The following is a 15,702-nucleotide window of genomic DNA, read 5'->3' on the forward strand; positions in this document are numbered from 1 at the left end:
CCTTAGTCTTTAGTAAAACCAGACGAGCGCCGCGATGATCCGGTTCGATAATGTCAGCATGCGCTACCCCGGCGGCCACGAAGCGCTGAGCCGGGTTAGCTTCAGTTTGGAGCGTGGCGAGATGGCCTTTCTGACCGGCCACTCCGGAGCCGGTAAGAGTACCCTGCTGAAGCTGATCATGCTGATGGAGCGGGCCTCGCAGGGGCAGGTGTTTGTCGGCGATCAGAACCTGAACCGGATGGCGGTCGATCAGATTCCGTTTCTGCGCCGCAAGATCGGGGTGGTGTTCCAGAATCATCAGCTGCTGTTCGACCGCAGCGTGTTCGACAATATCGCGCTGCCGCTGCAGATCTCCGGTTACGAGAAGAGCAGTATCGGCCGGCGGGTACGGGCGGCGCTGGACAAGGTCGGCCTACTCAACAAAGAGAAGCTCAACCCGATTCTGCTCTCCACCGGCGAGCAGCAGCGGATCGGTCTGGCCCGGGCGATCGTCAACAAGCCCCAGGTGCTGCTGGCGGACGAGCCTACCGGCAATCTGGATCCGCAACTGTCGGCCGAGGTGATGGGCCTGTTTCATCAGTTCAACCAGGTCGGCGTTACCGTACTGGTAGCCAGTCACGATCTGGATCTGATCTCGCGGATGCCGCACCGCTGTCTGACGTTGCAACAGGGGCGATTGGCCGATGCGTAGTAGCCCTCAGCAAGATAAGCCCAAGGCGCGCGGTAGCGCCTCGACCCAGCAGCCCGATCTGAAGGACCGCGGCGGCAGCTACCTGAACCACCACTTCGAAACCGCCAAGGTCAGTTGGCAGCGGTTGATGGCCACGCCGCTGGCAACCCTGATGACACTGATGATGATCGCCATCGCGCTGAGCCTGCCGGGCGTGCTCTATGTCGGGCTGCAGAATGTCGAACAGTTGGGGCAGCGCTGGCAGGGCTCGGCCCAGCTGTCGGTGTTCCTGGCCGACGCCTTGAGCGAGGCGGAGGGCCGCGATCTGGCCCAGCAGTTGAGCGATAACAGCCAATTCAGCCAGCTCAGTTATCTATCCAAAGACGAGGCCCTGGCCGAATTCAAGGCCTATGCCGGGTTTGGCAATGCGTTGGAACTGCTTAAGGAAAACCCGCTGCCGGCGGTGATTCTGATTACCCCCAGCACCGATTACCTGCTATCGGATGATCTCTCTAATCTGACCCAGCAGCTGTTGTCGCTCGACGGCGTCGACGATGTGCGGGTCGATATGGATTGGGTCCAGCGACTACAGGCGATGGTGACGCTGGGGCAGCGCACGGTATTGCTGCTGGGATTGCTGCTGGCGCTGGGGGTGGTGCTGGTGGTCGGTAATACGATCCGGCTGGAGATTCAGAACCGCCGCGATGAGATTATCGTGGTCAAGCTGGTCGGCGGCACCGACAGCTTTGTCCGACGTCCGTTTTTATATACCGGTTTCTGGTACGGTATCGGTGCCGGGTTGGTGGCTTGGCTGTTGGTACAGCTGAGCTTATGGTACCTGGGAACAGTGGTGGATCGCTTGATCCAGTTGTACCATTCTGAGTTTCAGCTCCAGGGTTTGGGGCTGGGCGCAACGTTGTTGTTGATGTTAATCGCCGTAACACTGGGTAGCGGCGGGGCGTGGTTGGCGGTGCTGCGGCATCTGCGAGCTATCGAACCGCGTTGATCGGTGTGTGAGTTAGCGCTGGACTGGATGAAAAGTGCTTTTCAGGTAGTAGCGAAAGCGCACCAGGAGGTGCTTCATGTTTGGATCAGGAAAGCTAAAGCAACAGAACGAACAACTCCAGCAACAGTTGGATCAGGCTCAGCGTCAGGTTGAGCAGCTCGAAAGCGAGCTCCAGCAGGCACGCGAGCAGGCGGAAAATGCCCAGGCCAGTGTCAACGATGCCCACCGCCAGCAACAGGAACGCTTCCGAACACTCTGGTTTACCGGTGCCGATGCGGTGCTGGAAGTCCGTGAATCGATGGCCCAGTCGGCCGGCGTGCTCTACGAAGAGCGCCATATCCTCGATGATGCCAAGGATGTCTTCTCCCGCAGCGCTTCAACTCTCGAAGCGATGGAGTCCTCGCTGCAGGCGATCGCTTCCGATGCCGAGCGCAACTGTGAGCATGTCGGCGAGCTGCAGAACACCGCCCAGGAGATCAACAAGTTCGTCGGGGCGATCAGCGAAATTTCCGAACAGACCAACCTGCTGGCACTGAACGCAGCCATCGAAGCGGCCCGAGCCGGTGAGCAGGGGCGTGGTTTTGCGGTGGTTGCCGATGAGGTTCGTGCGCTGGCGCAGAAGGCCAATTCCGCCAGCTCCGAAATCACCCGTTTGGTTGGCAATATCACCCAGCGTACCGCCGTAGCCGACAGCGATATCCGCGGCATGGCCGAGCAGAGTCAGGATCTGGTCTCCTCCACCAACGAGGTTAGTGGCGCAGTGACCGAAGTGGTCGACCTGTCCCACAAGATGCACCAGATCGTCAGCCGGACCGCTGCCGAGACCTTTATTGAAACCGTCAAGCTAGACCATGTGGTCTGGAAGACCGAAGTCTACAAGCGTCTGCTGGGACTGAGCAGCAAACAGGCCAACGAGTTTGCCGACCATACCCAGTGCCGCTTGGGCAAGTGGTACTTCGAGGGTGACGGCCGCCAGTTCTACTCCGATAGCAGCAGTTTCCGCCTGCTGGATGGTCCCCATAAGGGGGTTCATGACAGTGGCCTGCAGGCGCTGGCGCTGATGGAGAAAGACGATTGCGAGGGTGCCCTGGGCGCCTTGGCCGACATGGAAGAGTACAGCGCCCGGGTGCTGGATCTACTCTGTCAGCTGTCCAACGAGCTGGTCCAATAGCGCTATTAGCCTGACGGACAAAATAGGCTTCCTTGCTATCTTGTCCGTCGCCCATCAAAAACTGGCGCCGTTGTGCGAAACGTCTTGTTTTTATTGGGCTCGCATTGGCCTACGGCCAATGATGATGCATCCCTGCATCAATCTATTACCCCGCCGGGTTAATATTCTCAAGCGGATCAAACGCTTAGTCCGTGACTTGCGATAGGCTTGAACGGCCGTTATAGTTACCGGTCCCGCGCGTTAAGGCGCGGGATTTTCGATGGAACCTTTGTTATCGCCAAGGGTCCATTAATCGACATTTTGAATTTGCGATAAGAGGTCGATAGATAGCGTATGGGTACCAGCCTGCAACCGATGGATCTGATGAGCCCGGGGCGTAACCTCGATGCTTATATTTCCACCGTCAGTGCGATCCCGATTTTGAGCCCTGAAGAGGAGCGCTCGCTGACCGAGCGGCTCTACTACCAGCAGGACCTGGAAGCGGCACGCCAGTTGGTTATGTCGCATCTGCGCTTTGTCGTCCATATCGCCAAGAGCTATTCCGGCTACGGCCTGAATCAGGCCGATCTGATCCAAGAAGGTAACGTTGGCCTGATGAAGGCGATCAAACGCTTTGACCCCCGGGTCGGCGTTCGCCTGGTGTCCTTCGCGGTGCACTGGATCAAAGCCGAGATGCACGAGTTCATCCTGAAGAACTGGCGTATCGTCAAGGTGGCGACCACCAAGGCCCAGCGTAAGCTGTTCTTCAACCTGCGCAGCTCCAAGAAGAGCCTGTCCTGGTTGACCAACGATGAGGTCGACGCGATGGCGACCGATCTCAAGGTCGAGCCGGCGGTAGTTCGCGAGATGGAGCGTCGCATGAGCGCCAGCGATGCGGCCTTTGACCTGGGTGTCGACGACGACAACGAGGAGGCCTACAAGGCCCCGGCCTACTACCTGGAAGACAAGCGCAACGATCCGGCCCGTCTGGTTGAGGATGCTCAGTGGGATCAGGATACCAACGCACGACTGGCGTCGGCGATCGGCGATCTGGACGAGCGCAGCCGTAACATCCTGGTGCAGCGTTGGCTCAGTGAAGAGAAGGCGACCCTGCATGAGTTGGCGGCTGAGTATCAGGTTTCTGCCGAGCGGATTCGCCAGCTGGAAAAGAACGCGATGAAAAAGGTTCGGGCGGTACTGGAGGCCTGATCCTGATTTGATCGTTACAAACGCCGGGCTTGTCCCGGCGTTGTCGTTTCTGGCCGACAGAGCCGGTCGAGAAGCGGCGTATCCATTAAGGTTGTGGAGGATGTTTGCGATGACACAACTATCGTTGAGAGGGAGCTGGATGCTGATTCTGGCTGCGTTGATGGGCGCGGCGTCGGTGGGATTGAGTGCGGCGGCGGCCCATGGCCTGGCCGGTCTGGTTGGACCGGAACATATCGAGCGACTCCAGACCGCCAACCGCTACCTGACCCACTACAGCCTGGTGATCCTGGTGCTGGGCTTGTTTTACCAGTTTCGTCCCTGGCCGGGGCTGCGCTGGGTGGTCGGCCTGTTTGCCGTTGGAACCGGTATTTTTTGTGGTGCTTTGTATATACTCTGCGTCACTGAAATCAGCTGGTTTGCGCGGCTGACCCCGATCGGGGGATTAACCCTGCTAGGGGCCTGGCTGCTGTTGGCCGGGGTCGTCTGGCGACAAGGCGCACAGAGTCGGAGAGAGTCATGATCGAGATCGAATTGAACGGTGAAGCCCACCAACTGAGCGGACCGACCACGGTCGCCGAGCTGCTGCAGCAGCTGGGTCTTGGCGAAAAGCGTGTGGCGGTGGAATACAACCTCGATATTCTGCCCAAGGGTCGCCATACCGAGACGCCGCTTAGTGCTGGCGACCGGGTTGAGATCGTCCACGCCATCGGTGGTGGTTGATTTTCTGCCCCAACGCCCATATCTAACCCCTATTCGTACCACCCCACTGCCCAATTAGAGAGCACACTATGAGTGAATCCCGCCTGGATACCCCGCTGAGTTTTGCCGGAATGACCTTTAACTCCCGTCTGCTGGTTGGTACCGGTAAGTACAAGGACCTGCAGGAGACCGGGGAGGCGATCGAAACCAGCGGTGCTGAGATCGTGACCGTGGCGGTGCGTCGAACCAATATCGGTCAAAATCCGGACGAGCCCAATTTGTTGGATGTGATCTCGCCGGACAAGTACACCATCCTGCCGAATACCGCCGGCTGTTTTAACGCCAAGGATGCGGTGCGTACCTGTAAGCTGGCCCGTGAGCTGCTGGGCGGTCATGATCTGGTCAAGCTGGAAGTGCTGGGTGATCAGAAAACCCTGTACCCCAATGTCACCGAAACCCTGGTGGCGGCCCGTGAGCTGATCGATGACGGCTTTAAAGTCATGGTTTACACCAGCGATGATCCGATTGTCGCCAAAGAGCTGGAAGAGATGGGCTGCGTGGCGGTAATGCCGCTGGGCTCGCTGATCGGCTCTGGTCTGGGTATCCGCAATCCCTACAACATCAAGCTGATCCTCGAGAACGCCAATGTGCCGATTCTGGTCGATGCCGGTGTTGGTACCGCCTCCGATGCCGCCTTGGCGATGGAGCTGGGCTGCGACGGCGTACTGATGAATACCGCGATCGCCGCTGCCGGTAATCCGGTGCTGATGGCCTCGGCGATGAAGAAGGCGATCGAAGCCGGACGTGAGGCCTACCTGGCCGGACGGATGCCGCGCAAACTCTACGCCAGCGCGTCGTCCCCGATCGACGGTTTGATCCTCTGATTGGATCTTTCGCGTTTTGATACGACGTCAGGCTGCTGAAAGACGCCGCCTGACGCTGTTATCGCAGGATATTTTCAGTTTCCGGTAACAGATATCAACGAACCGAGTCTTCTAGACTTGCAGTTGTCGGTAGCACCGATTCTTCTTAACAGGGCAAGTTCGATCTCGAGTTTTGCCATCGACCCAATGGGGTCGCCACTAACGGACAGGGCTTATGCCAACACAACTCCAGCGAATGCTCAGTGGACTCGAGGCCGACGGGCAGGCCGGGCTGCTAAAGGCGGTTCAGCACGGCATCGAAAAAGAGGGGCTGCGAGTCACGTCGCAGGCCCGGGTGGCGCAAAGCGGTCATCCTGAGTCGCTGGGATCGGCGTTGACCCATCCCCGTATCACCACCGACTATTCCGAAGCGCTGCTGGAGTTCATCACCCCGGTCTTTCAGGATGTGGACGCGGCGTTGGAGCATCTGTGCGAGCTGCACCGTTTCACCTATGGGCAGATTGGCGACGAGCTGATCTGGGGCGCCAGCATGCCGTGCCGGATCGACGACCCGAGCGAGATCCCGATCGGGCGTTACGGAGACTCCAACAACGGTCGGATGAAGCATATCTACCGGGTCGGTCTGGAGTCCCGTTACGGCCGGGTGATGCAGTCGATCGCCGGGATCCACTACAACTTCTCGATTCCCGATGGCCTATGGCCCGAACTGCAGCGATTGCAGGGCGATACGGGTGAGCTGCAGGACTTCCGTTCGCGCAGCTACTTCGGCCTGCTGCGTAACTTCCGTCGTTACAGCTGGTTGCTGAACTACCTGTTCGGCGCCTCCCCGGCGTTGAGCGACAGCTTTGTCGACGGCGATGATCACCAACTGGAGCGATTCGACGACAACACCCTCTATGCGCCGTACGCTACCAGTTTGCGGATGAGCGATCTGGGTTACACCAACCAGGCCCAGGCGTCGCTGTTTATCTGCTACAACACCCTGGAAAACTACGTCAACACACTCTCTGAGGCGGTGCAGACCCCCTATCCGGCCTACGAGCAGCTCGGCGTGAAGGATGACCAGGGACGCTATCTACAGCTCAACACCAACCTGCTGCAGATCGAGAACGAGTACTACAGCGATATCCGCCCCAAGCGGGTGACCGAGTCCGGCGAGAAGCCGCTGCAGGCGTTGGCGGCTCGTGGGGTTGAGTATGTTGAGGTCCGTAGCCAGGATATCAACCCGCTGTTGCCGCTGGGGCTGGATGCCGAGCAGTCACGCTTTATCGATACCTTCCTGCTGTTCTGTCTGCTGGCCGAGTCGCCGGAGATCGATGGTGATGAGTGCGAGCGGTTGCGGCAGAACCATAACCGGGTGGTCCGATACGGGCGTCAGCCGGAGCTGGTGTTGTTGTTTGAAGACGGCGAACGTGACCTGGTGAGCTGGGGTGAGGAGCTGCTGGATCAGACGATGAAGGTTGCCGAATTGCTGGATCGGGTCCACGGCAGCAGCTGCCACAGTCGTTCGGTCCAGCAGCAGCGCCTTAAACTGGCCGATAGCGAGTTGACCCCGTCGGCGCAGATCTTGCGGCTGATGAAAGAGCGAGGCCAGGGCTATGACGAGTTCGTGCTGGCCCAATCGAAGCAGCACCGCGAGCGTTTGCTGAGCGAGCCGCTGACCGATTCGCAGCGTCAGGGGCTGGAAGAACTGGCACGGCGTTCCCATCAGCAACAGCAGCAGATGGAACAGGCCGAACAACCGCCGTTCGATCAGTTCCTGGAGGACTACTTCGGCAGCTGAAATCGCTGATAGAAAAAACGCGCCCTTGGGCGCGTTTTTTATGTCCGTGTCGGCGGCTGGTCCGCCGGGTTTCAGTTCTGGGTTACGAAGCTGGTGAACAGCAGGTCATCCAGCATCGAGAACCCCTCTTCACCATACTCGCTGACCATGATCTGGCGGATGCTCTCCATCGCCTCAAGACGCAGCTGTTCGCGTCCGGCGGCAGTGCTCAGGCTCTCGTCGGTTTGGCGGCTGAACAGCATCACCAGGTTATTCCGAATATGCGGGGTATGGTGCTTGATATTGGCTTCGGCTTCGCTGCTGGTAACCCGGATCGAAACTTCGGCTTTGAGGTACTTGAGGGGGCCGACGCCACCATAGTTGGTGATAAAGGGCGGCTGCAGCTCGATGTACTCGATGTAGCCGCTATCCTTCGCCTCATCTTCAGCAAAACCGGACAGTGGCAGCAGGCAAAGTAAAAAGGCTAACAGCGTTCGTTGGAAAACCATGGGGCAGCTCTCGGTTTGGTCTGGGTTCAGTCTCGGCTTCGTCGCCAACAGGAGAACGGCTCGGGGCGGTCCTCGGTTGCTACGCAGTATATAACGTCGGTTCGGGTTTGTGCACTGAAGGCCGGCGGCGGCCGACTTCAAGCTGTTGATATGGCGATCGTCTTGGCGCTAGTATGGTCCTGACTAAATTGCCCTTGAAGGGGCCTTGAAAAGGAAGTGGCGATGTTAGAGCAATGTCGTAACGCAAAAGAGCGCTGGGGCGGTGTCAGTGACTTGATCGACCGCTGGCTGCAGGAACGTCAGGATCTGCTCAGTCTATTCGTCGCTCTGCCGCAGCAGCAGCTAGGGGACGAACTGTCCGATCTGCTTCGGCAGTTCAGCGAGATTCTGGTTGATTACGCCTCCTCGTGGCACTTCGGTGTCTATGAGCACCTGCTGGCAGAGGCTGGTGAGTTCAACGACGGTGGTCTGGAACTGGCCAAGGAAGTGGATCCGAAGATTCGTGCCACTACCGACCAGATTCTGGCCTTCAACGACCAGTATTCGGATCGGGAAGGTTTGAGCGTTCAGGAGGTTGCCCACCTGAGCCAGGATCTGTCGAAACTCGGTGAAGTACTGGCGGAGCGTTTTGAGCTTGAAGATCAGTTGATCGACAACCTGCATACCGCCCATAAAGACCGGATCTGATGACCCCAAGCCAAGCACGATTGGGTTTCGGGCTGGCGCTTGCGCTGGCCTTGGCCGGTTGTTCCCAGGGCGATAAGCCGAGCGACCAAGCCGAGTACGCGGTGCAGGGGCTCTACAGTGCCGGCATCTCCGAGGATGCGCGGTTCGGTATTGTCGGTTCTATTCAGCACGGCGGCAGTCTGTGGCAGTTGCAGGGTAACGAGCGGCTGTTCAACTGGAATCACAGCGAAGGCGCCTACAGTAATCTGGTGGCGGCCGACTTCTCCCCCGAAGGCGATTACGCCATCACCGCCGGTCAGCAGGATATGGTGCTGTGGCAGGTGTCCGACGGTCAACCGGTGTGGTTCTGGAACGCCCCTTCGGGGATTCTCGATGCCGCGCTGGCGCCGGACGGCAATTTTGCCCTGCTGGGGCTGGATAACCACACCGCAGTCTACTTTGATATCAAAAACGGCGGCTTACGCCATACCCTGACCCATCAAGGTCGGGTTCGTTCGGTCGATGTCAGCCAGGATGGTGACTGGGCCTTGACCGGCGCGGATGACAATATCGCCCGCTTCTGGGATCTGCAGAGTGGCGATCTGGTGCATCAGGTGCAGCATGAGAACGGTGTCAACACCGTCGCTCTGTCTCCCAGCGGTGCCTTTGCGTTCAGTGCTGGCCAGCTCGAGAAGGCGCTTGTCTGGCGCACCGGCAGCGGCGAGCTGCATCAGACCCTGAGTACCGATGAGAGCTTCGTCGCCCAGCGAATCAGCTATACCGCGGCGCGCTTTTCTGCCAACAGCGATCAGCTGCTGACCGGAACCAGTTCCGGATTGGTGCAGTTGTGGGATGTCAACGAGGGCTCCGAACTACGACGCTGGGAGCTGCACAAGCGTGATCCGTTCCGGCCCACCAGCGCGACCGTATTCGGGTTGGGCTTCGGTAACGGGGTCTACTACGCAATCGCCTCCAACGGTTTCGTTAACGTGCTGCGATAGCGTGGGATGGCATCGATCCAAAACGAAAAACGGAGGCCTAGGCCTCCGTTTTTTATGGCTGCTGAAGCAGGCGCTTATTGCGCTGCGGCTGCTTCGGGCTTGGCTTCTGCGCTCGGGTTGATATCCAGCAGCTCGACTTCAAATACCAGCGTCGAGTTCGGTCCAATCACCTGGCCCATGCCGATCGGGCCGTAGGCCAGTTTGGCCGGAATATAGAGCTCGGCTTTACCGCCCTTGGCCAGCAGTTGCAGGCCTTCGGTCCAACCCGGAATCACGCCGTTGAGCGGGAAGGTGGCCGGGCCGCCGTGGCTGTAGGAACTATCAAACTCGGTACCGTCGATCAGGGTGCCCTTGTAGTGCACCTGGACGGTATCGGTGGCCATCGGCTTGGCGCCTTCACCGGCTTCGATAATCTTGTACTGCAGGCCGCTTTCGGTGGTTACGACACCCTCTTTCTTGGCGTTCTCTGCCAAGTAGGCCTGTCCGGCCTGCAGGTTGGCTTCAGCCTGCTTGGCCTGTTGCTCCTGCTGACGCTGCTGGAAACGGGCCTGGGCCTGCTGCATCGCCTGCTGCAAGGCTTCATTGCTGATGCTGCGCTGCTCGCCCTTGAGGGCGAACTCCTGCAGTCCTTTCAAAAAGGCTTCCTGGTCCAGTTCGTAGCCCAAACCTTCCATCCGGGTACCGACATCCAGTCCCATGATGTAGCTGACCTTGGATTCGTCGGACTCGAGCCCGGCGGCTTGCGCCTGTGGCAGGGCGAACATCGTGGTTGCCAGAGCGGCGGCCAACATCGTTTTCTTCATTCTGATACCTTCAGGTCTATCTGGTAAATCAACGGACAGCCGTAGCTGAGGCGTTGAGGCTAGCTATAGGGGCAGCAATATAACTGGAAAGTTCAACCGAATACCAGCTTGGGGCTTATTGGAGCGCTTCGGCATCAAAGCGATGAAACCGCTGTGGTACACTTGCGCGCCATGATTGAACTGATCGAATTGAGCCTGCAGCGGGGCAAAAGTCAGCTGCTGCAACAGGTAGACCTGCGCCTGCATGCCGGTCATAAAGTGGGTCTTATCGGCGCCAACGGTTCCGGCAAATCGAGCCTGTTCCAGCTGCTGCTGGGCGGCTTGGAGGCCGATGGCGGCGAACTGAAGATTCCATCCCAGTGGCGCCTGGCCCATATGGCCCAGGAAGTGGCGGCACTGTCGCGCCCGGCGGTTGAGTATGTGCTCGACGGCGATCTCGAGCTGCGCTCGCTACAGCAGCAGCTGGCTGACGCCGAGTCCCAGGGCAAGGCCCATGATCTGGGTGAGTTGCATGCCCGGCTGGCGGCCATTGATGGCTATAGCGCCGACTCGCGGGCACGGCAGTTGATGCACGGCTTGGGATTTAGCGAGTCGGAGGTCGAAAAGCCGGTATCGCAATTCTCCGGTGGCTGGCGGATCCGCTTGAACCTGGCCCAGGCTCTGATGAGTCGTTCCGACCTGCTGTTGCTGGATGAGCCCACCAACCACTTGGATCTGGATGCCACCCTGTGGCTGGAGCAGTGGCTCAAGGCTTACGAAGGCACGCTGCTGTTGATCTCCCACGACCGTGACTTTCTCGATCGGGTGGTCGGCCATATCGTGCACCTGCATCAGGCCAAGCTGAATCTCTACAAAGGTAACTATTCGGCGTTCGAGAAGATCCGCGCTGAGCGCTTGGCGCAGCAACAGTCGGCCTACGAGAAGCAGCAACAACGAATTACCCAGATTGAGGGCTTCGTGCGCCGCTTCAAGGCCAAGGCGTCGAAGGCCAAGCAGGCCCAGAGCCGGATCAAGGAGCTGGAACGGATGGAGCTGATCGCTCCGGCCCATGTCGATTCGCCGTTCAGCTTCAGCTTCGACAGTTTCGACAAGTTATCCAGTCCGCTGTTGGCGTTGGAGAAGGCAGAGCTGGGTTACGGCGATCCAGCGCTAATCACCAACTGTTCGCTGAGTCTGCAGCCGGAGATGCGTATCGGCCTGCTCGGTGCCAACGGTACCGGTAAATCGACTCTGATTAAATCGCTGGTCGGCGATCTGCCGCTGTGCGGCGGGGTGCGCCGCGAGGGCGAGAACCTGCGGATCGGTTATTTTGCCCAGCACCAACTCGAAGCCCTGGACCTGGAGGCCTCGGCACTATTGCACCTTCAGCGGCTGGCACCGACCGAAAGCGAACAGCGGGTACGCGATTACCTGGGTAGCTTCGGTTTTCGCGGCGACGACTGTCTGGAGCCGGTGCGGCTGTTTTCCGGCGGCGAAAAGGCCCGCCTGGCGCTGGCACTGATCGCCTGGCAGAAGCCCAATCTGCTGCTGATGGATGAGCCGACCAACCACCTCGACCTGGAGGTCCGGCATGCGTTGACGCTGGCGCTACAGGGCTATCCGGGTGCTCTGATCCTGGTGTCCCACGACCGCCACCTGTTGCGGAACTGCGTCGATGAGTTCCTGCTGGTCAGCGACGGCAAGGTCGAGCCGTTCGACGGCGATCTGAACGACTACGCCCGCTGGTTGGCGGAACGCAACAGCGCCGCTGATGCGCAGCTGGCGGAAGCTAAGCAGGCGGTTGGTGGTGAGTCGGCGCAGGACCGTAAGGAGCGCAAACGGCAGCAGGCTGCGCGTCGCCAGCAACTGGCACCGCTACGTAAGCAGGTTGCCAAGCTGGAGGCCGAGATGGAGCAGCTCGAGTCCCAGTTGCAGCAGATCAACGATCAGTTGGCCGACAGCGCGCTCTACGAAGAAGATGCCAAGGAGCAGCTTAAGCAGTTGCTGCAGCAGCAAGCCCAGCTGCAGCAGCGGAGTGAGACCACCGAAGAGCAGTGGTTGAGCGGCCAGGAAGAGCTCGAACAGCTGCTGGAGCAGGAATAGCCCCGGCGAGACGAAACCGTCTGGGTTACTGCGGTCCGAGGTGGCCGATTAAGCGCGGTGGCGCAAAGGTGCCCTTAACCGGCCTCGAGAAAATTTGTCATCTCGTCCAGCTGATCGGTCTTTTCGTGGATCAGCTGGAAGGTCTCCTGCACCTTGGCAGCGTCCAGACCGAGTTGCTCGTAGAGCTCGGACGGAATGGCACCGGCAGGTCCATCTCCCATGCCGTTGATGCGCATCACCCGCAAGCTTAGGTCGATGATCTGGGCGTATTGGTGGAAGTCGCCGTCGTAGCTGGTCGAGTTCTGGTAACGAATCCCCTTGATCACCTCCTCGGGCAGGTTCCAGGTCTCCATCAACCAGGCGCCGATCTGCTCACGGGTCACGTTCAGAATCTGCTTCTCGATGTACTCGTGATGTAGATGGGGGTTGGCCTCGATGTAGCGCGAAACCAGCGAGAAGTGGGGCGGGAAGATATGAGCCAGGGTCAGGTAGCCGAAGTTGTGCAGCAGGCCGGTGAGGTAGACCAGACCGGGACGGGGGCGCCGATCGGCCGGAGCCAGCTTGGCCAGCTTTTCCGACAGCGTGGCGCAGAACAGCGCCTGCAGCCAGTACGGGGTGCTGCCACGGGGGGTGTCGGTGGGCAGCTGTAGCGTGCGGCCCATGGCCACGCCCAGCGCCAGGTTGACCACCAGGTCGTAACCCAGCACCCGCACGATGGCGTCATGAATCGAGTCGATGCCACCGGGGGCGGCGTAGTAGGGCGATGCCGCCCAGCTCATCACCTGAGCCGACAGGCTCGGGTCCATCTGGACGATCGGGACCAGATCGTCGACGCCGGCATTGGGGTCGGCCCGCAGCTCGATAATCTTCTGCGCGGTGGGGGGCAGGGTCGGTAGCCCCAGGGTGTCTTCCAGCCGCTGCTTGATCCGTAGGGTGGTGAACTTCTCCACCGCCCGGGTGATCACGGCGACGTCATTACCTTCGGGTTGTTTGGCGTCGATGGCCGCGGAGCTGATGCCGACCTTGCAGTACTGAACATTGTCGCCCAGCAACACGCTGTTGAGTCGCAGAACCCGGTTGCTATTGGGTTCGAGGACATCAAAGTCGCCATCGAGTTTACAGCTGGTATCGATCAGTACCGGCAGGGTCAGCAGCTGGCGAATTCCTTTCTCGGCACTCAGGGCATCCTGGGAGAAGAAGGTTTCCGAATCGTGGGCGGAGAGCGGTTGTAGTTGTCGCTGGGTGTGCTTCCAGACGCTAACCAGGTTGAGCAATTCGTCACCAGGCAGTATCACCAGGGCTCGGCCCTGGGAGTCGTTTAGCATGACGATGCGGAGCTTTGGCTGGCTCATACCTTTAATCCTTTAGCGTACTGGTCGTTAATCAATCGTAGTTTCGGCCTCTAGACTGCGTCAAGTTATAGCCGGACGGCTATTATACTCAGACGAATAAACTTTGCCGCTCCAGCTGTTAGCGGCTGAATTAGCGGGGAATTTAGCATCATGGACAGCTTCTATCGCAGTTTCTCGGGGCTCATCAGCATTGCTCTGCTGGTGGGGTTAAGCCCATTGTCACAGGCCGCGAGTCGGGCCGATCCGGAGCCGGCCACCGGGCTGCAGAGTCGGGTGGAAGCGGTGGCGGCCGAGCAGGTGCTGGTGGTCACGGCACACCCCGAAGCGACCCGGATCGGCTACCAGATCCTGAAAGGGGGCGGTAGTGCCGCCGATGCGGCGGTAGCCGTGCAGGCGGCGCTGACGATGGTGGAGCCGCAATCATCCGGTATCGGTGGCGGGGCCTTCCTGCTGCACTGGGATGCTGCCGAGCAGCGACTGCAGGCGTTCGATGGTCGAGAAACGGCGCCGGCACAGGCCGATGGCGAGCTGTTTATCGGTGCGGACGGTAAGCCGATGGCCTGGCGCGATGCGTTGGTTGGCGGCCGTTCTGTCGGGGTGCCGGGGGTGTTGCGGATGCTGGAGCTGGTCCAGCAACAGCACGGTAAGCTGCAGTGGCCGCAACTGTTTGACGAGCCGATCACGCTGGCCGAGCAGGGCTTCGAGGTGACTCCCAGGCTGCACCAGATGCTGGTGGATGAGATCAACCCGGGGATCAAGCGTTATCCTCAAGCTCGGGATTACTTCTACCCCGGTGGCGAGCCGTTGGCAGTCGGCACTCGGTTGCAGAATCCTTCGCTGGCGAAGGTGCTGAGCCAGATCGCCAGTGAGGGCGCCGATTATCTGTATCAGGGAGAGATGGCCGACAAGCTGGTCGAGCGGGTTCGCAGCGCCGAGGATAATCCGGGCCGCCTCAGTCAGCGGGATCTAGCGGATTACCGCGCCAAGGAGCGGGTGCCGCTTTGTCGAGCCTTTCTTGAGTACCGGGTTTGCGGGATGCCGCCTCCGACCTCCGGCGGCGCTACGGTATTGCAGATTTTGGGAATCTTGGAAGGCTTTGAGTTGGCCGGGATGGAACCCGGCGGGGCCGAGTTTGCCCACCTGATGACCCAGGCCTCGCGTCTGGCCTACGCCGATCGAGGTCGCTATCTGGCCGACAGCGACTTTGTCCCGGTCCCGCTGCCGCAGTTGCTGGATCCTGCCTACCTGAAGGCGCGTGCCGGGCTGATCGATCCCGATCAGGATATGGGCAAGGCTGATGCGGGCGAGTTTGACGGGGTCAGCTATATAGATGGCGGTTCACCGGAGCTGCCGTCGACCACCCACTTCGTAATTGTCGATCAGGATGGTAACGCGGTGTCGATGACCAGTTCGATCGAGATGGCGTTCGGCTCGACTCTGATGGTGGACGGCTTTCTGCTCAACAATCAATTGACCGACTTCTCCTTCGTCGCCGAGCGTGATGGACGCGCGGTGGCTAATCGGGTCGAACCGGGCAAGCGGCCGCGCAGCTCGATGTCGCCGATGATGGTGTTTGACCAGGATGACCGGCTGATCCTGCTGGGCGGATCCCCGGGAGGCAGCCGGATTATCAACTATGTGGCGCAGATGTTGTTGGGAAGCCTGGTTTGGCAACTGCCGATCGAGCAGGCGGTGGCGATGCCCCATATCAGTAACCGCAATGGCACCACTGAGTTGGAGCAGGGGACCGCTGCGGTCGATCTGCAGAGCGCGTTGGAGCAGCGGGGCCATAAGATCAAAGTGCGGGATATGAACAGTGGTATTCATGCGATCGTGCGCGGTGAAGACGGGCGTTGGTATGGTGCCGCTGATCCGCGCCGGGAAGGATTGGCGTTGGGAGAGTAGCTGT

15 protein-coding genes are annotated in these 15,702 nt (G+C 59.7%); 12 read left to right on the top strand and 3 right to left on the bottom strand.

Annotation, left to right across the window (positions count from 1 at the left end):
- Positions 1-34: 34 nt before the first annotated feature.
- The 8 genes from ftsE (at position 35) to gshA (ending at position 7,401) form a co-directional block, all read left to right on the top strand.
- Positions 35-691, top strand: coding sequence for a cell division ATP-binding protein FtsE (gene ftsE, locus DV711_RS15380; protein ID WP_114696606.1), 657 nt, complete (start codon positions 35-37; stop codon positions 689-691).
- Complete coding sequence (gene ftsX, locus DV711_RS15385; RefSeq protein ID WP_114696607.1) at positions 684-1,676, top strand: permease-like cell division protein FtsX; 993 nt, start codon at positions 684-686, stop codon at positions 1,674-1,676. Before ftsE ends, ftsX begins: the two co-directional genes overlap by 8 nt.
- 76 nt (positions 1,677-1,752) lie before the next feature.
- Complete coding sequence (locus DV711_RS15390; RefSeq protein ID WP_114696608.1) at positions 1,753-2,847, top strand: methyl-accepting chemotaxis protein; 1,095 nt, start codon at positions 1,753-1,755, stop codon at positions 2,845-2,847.
- A gap of 333 nt (positions 2,848-3,180) precedes the next feature.
- Complete coding sequence (gene rpoH / locus DV711_RS15395; RefSeq protein WP_114696609.1) at positions 3,181-4,035, top strand: RNA polymerase sigma factor RpoH; 855 nt, start codon at positions 3,181-3,183, stop codon at positions 4,033-4,035.
- Positions 4,036-4,144: 109 nt separating this feature from the next.
- Positions 4,145-4,555: a DUF423 domain-containing protein gene (locus DV711_RS15400; protein WP_165840133.1), complete on the top strand. Its 411-nt coding sequence runs from the start codon at positions 4,145-4,147 to the stop codon at positions 4,553-4,555.
- The gene (thiS, locus tag DV711_RS15405; RefSeq protein WP_424398994.1) at positions 4,552-4,755 is read left to right on the top strand and encodes a sulfur carrier protein ThiS; all 204 of its coding nucleotides are present in this window, start codon (positions 4,552-4,554) and stop codon (positions 4,753-4,755) included. The genes DV711_RS15400 and thiS overlap by 4 nt, the downstream gene beginning before the upstream one ends.
- A gap of 68 nt (positions 4,756-4,823) precedes the next feature.
- Entirely contained in the window at positions 4,824-5,618 is a 795-nt protein-coding gene (locus tag DV711_RS15410) for a thiazole synthase (RefSeq protein WP_114696611.1), read from the top strand.
- A gap of 214 nt (positions 5,619-5,832) precedes the next feature.
- A complete protein-coding gene (gene gshA / locus DV711_RS15415) occupies positions 5,833-7,401 on the top strand; it encodes a glutamate--cysteine ligase (protein WP_114696612.1) in 1,569 nt (522 codons plus the stop codon).
- Positions 7,402-7,472: 71 nt separating this feature from the next.
- On the opposite strand, the gene DV711_RS15420 is transcribed toward gshA, so the two are convergent.
- The gene (locus DV711_RS15420; RefSeq protein WP_114696613.1) at positions 7,473-7,889 is read right to left on the bottom strand and encodes a flagellar basal body-associated FliL family protein; all 417 of its coding nucleotides are present in this window, start codon (positions 7,887-7,889) and stop codon (positions 7,473-7,475) included.
- Positions 7,890-8,111: 222 nt separating this feature from the next.
- On the opposite strand from DV711_RS15420, the gene rsd reads away from it, so the two are divergent.
- Together rsd and DV711_RS15430 are read left to right on the top strand one after the other, a co-directional pair.
- Positions 8,112-8,576, top strand: a complete 465-nt coding sequence (gene rsd, locus DV711_RS15425; RefSeq protein ID WP_114696614.1) for a sigma D regulator — start codon at positions 8,112-8,114, stop codon at positions 8,574-8,576.
- Positions 8,576-9,556 (top strand): WD40 repeat domain-containing protein, encoded by a 981-nt coding sequence (locus tag DV711_RS15430; RefSeq protein WP_114696615.1) that lies wholly within the window; start codon positions 8,576-8,578, stop codon positions 9,554-9,556. The genes rsd and DV711_RS15430 overlap by 1 nt, the downstream gene beginning before the upstream one ends.
- 74 nt (positions 9,557-9,630) lie before the next feature.
- On the opposite strand, the gene bamJ is transcribed toward DV711_RS15430, so the two are convergent.
- Complete coding sequence (gene bamJ / locus DV711_RS15435; protein ID WP_114696616.1) at positions 9,631-10,359, bottom strand: BamJ family beta-barrel-assembly machinery protein; 729 nt, start codon at positions 10,357-10,359, stop codon at positions 9,631-9,633.
- Between the two features lie 171 nt (positions 10,360-10,530).
- Between bamJ and DV711_RS15440 the strand changes: the two genes are divergently transcribed.
- Complete coding sequence (locus tag DV711_RS15440) at positions 10,531-12,441, top strand: ATP-binding cassette domain-containing protein (protein WP_114696617.1); 1,911 nt, start codon at positions 10,531-10,533, stop codon at positions 12,439-12,441.
- Between the two features lie 74 nt (positions 12,442-12,515).
- Here DV711_RS15440 and DV711_RS15445 read toward each other — a convergent pair whose 3' ends face one another.
- Positions 12,516-13,793, bottom strand: a complete 1,278-nt coding sequence (locus tag DV711_RS15445) for an HDOD domain-containing protein (protein WP_114696618.1) — start codon at positions 13,791-13,793, stop codon at positions 12,516-12,518.
- Positions 13,794-13,943: 150 nt separating this feature from the next.
- Here DV711_RS15445 and ggt point away from each other — a divergent pair, with 150 nt between their 5' ends.
- Positions 13,944-15,698, top strand: coding sequence for a gamma-glutamyltransferase (gene ggt / locus DV711_RS15450; protein ID WP_114696619.1), 1,755 nt, complete (start codon positions 13,944-13,946; stop codon positions 15,696-15,698).
- Positions 15,699-15,702 lie beyond the last annotated feature (4 nt).

Source organism: Motiliproteus coralliicola, assembly GCF_003345655.1.
GTDB classification, from domain to species: domain Bacteria; phylum Pseudomonadota; class Gammaproteobacteria; order Pseudomonadales; family Balneatricaceae; genus Motiliproteus; species Motiliproteus coralliicola.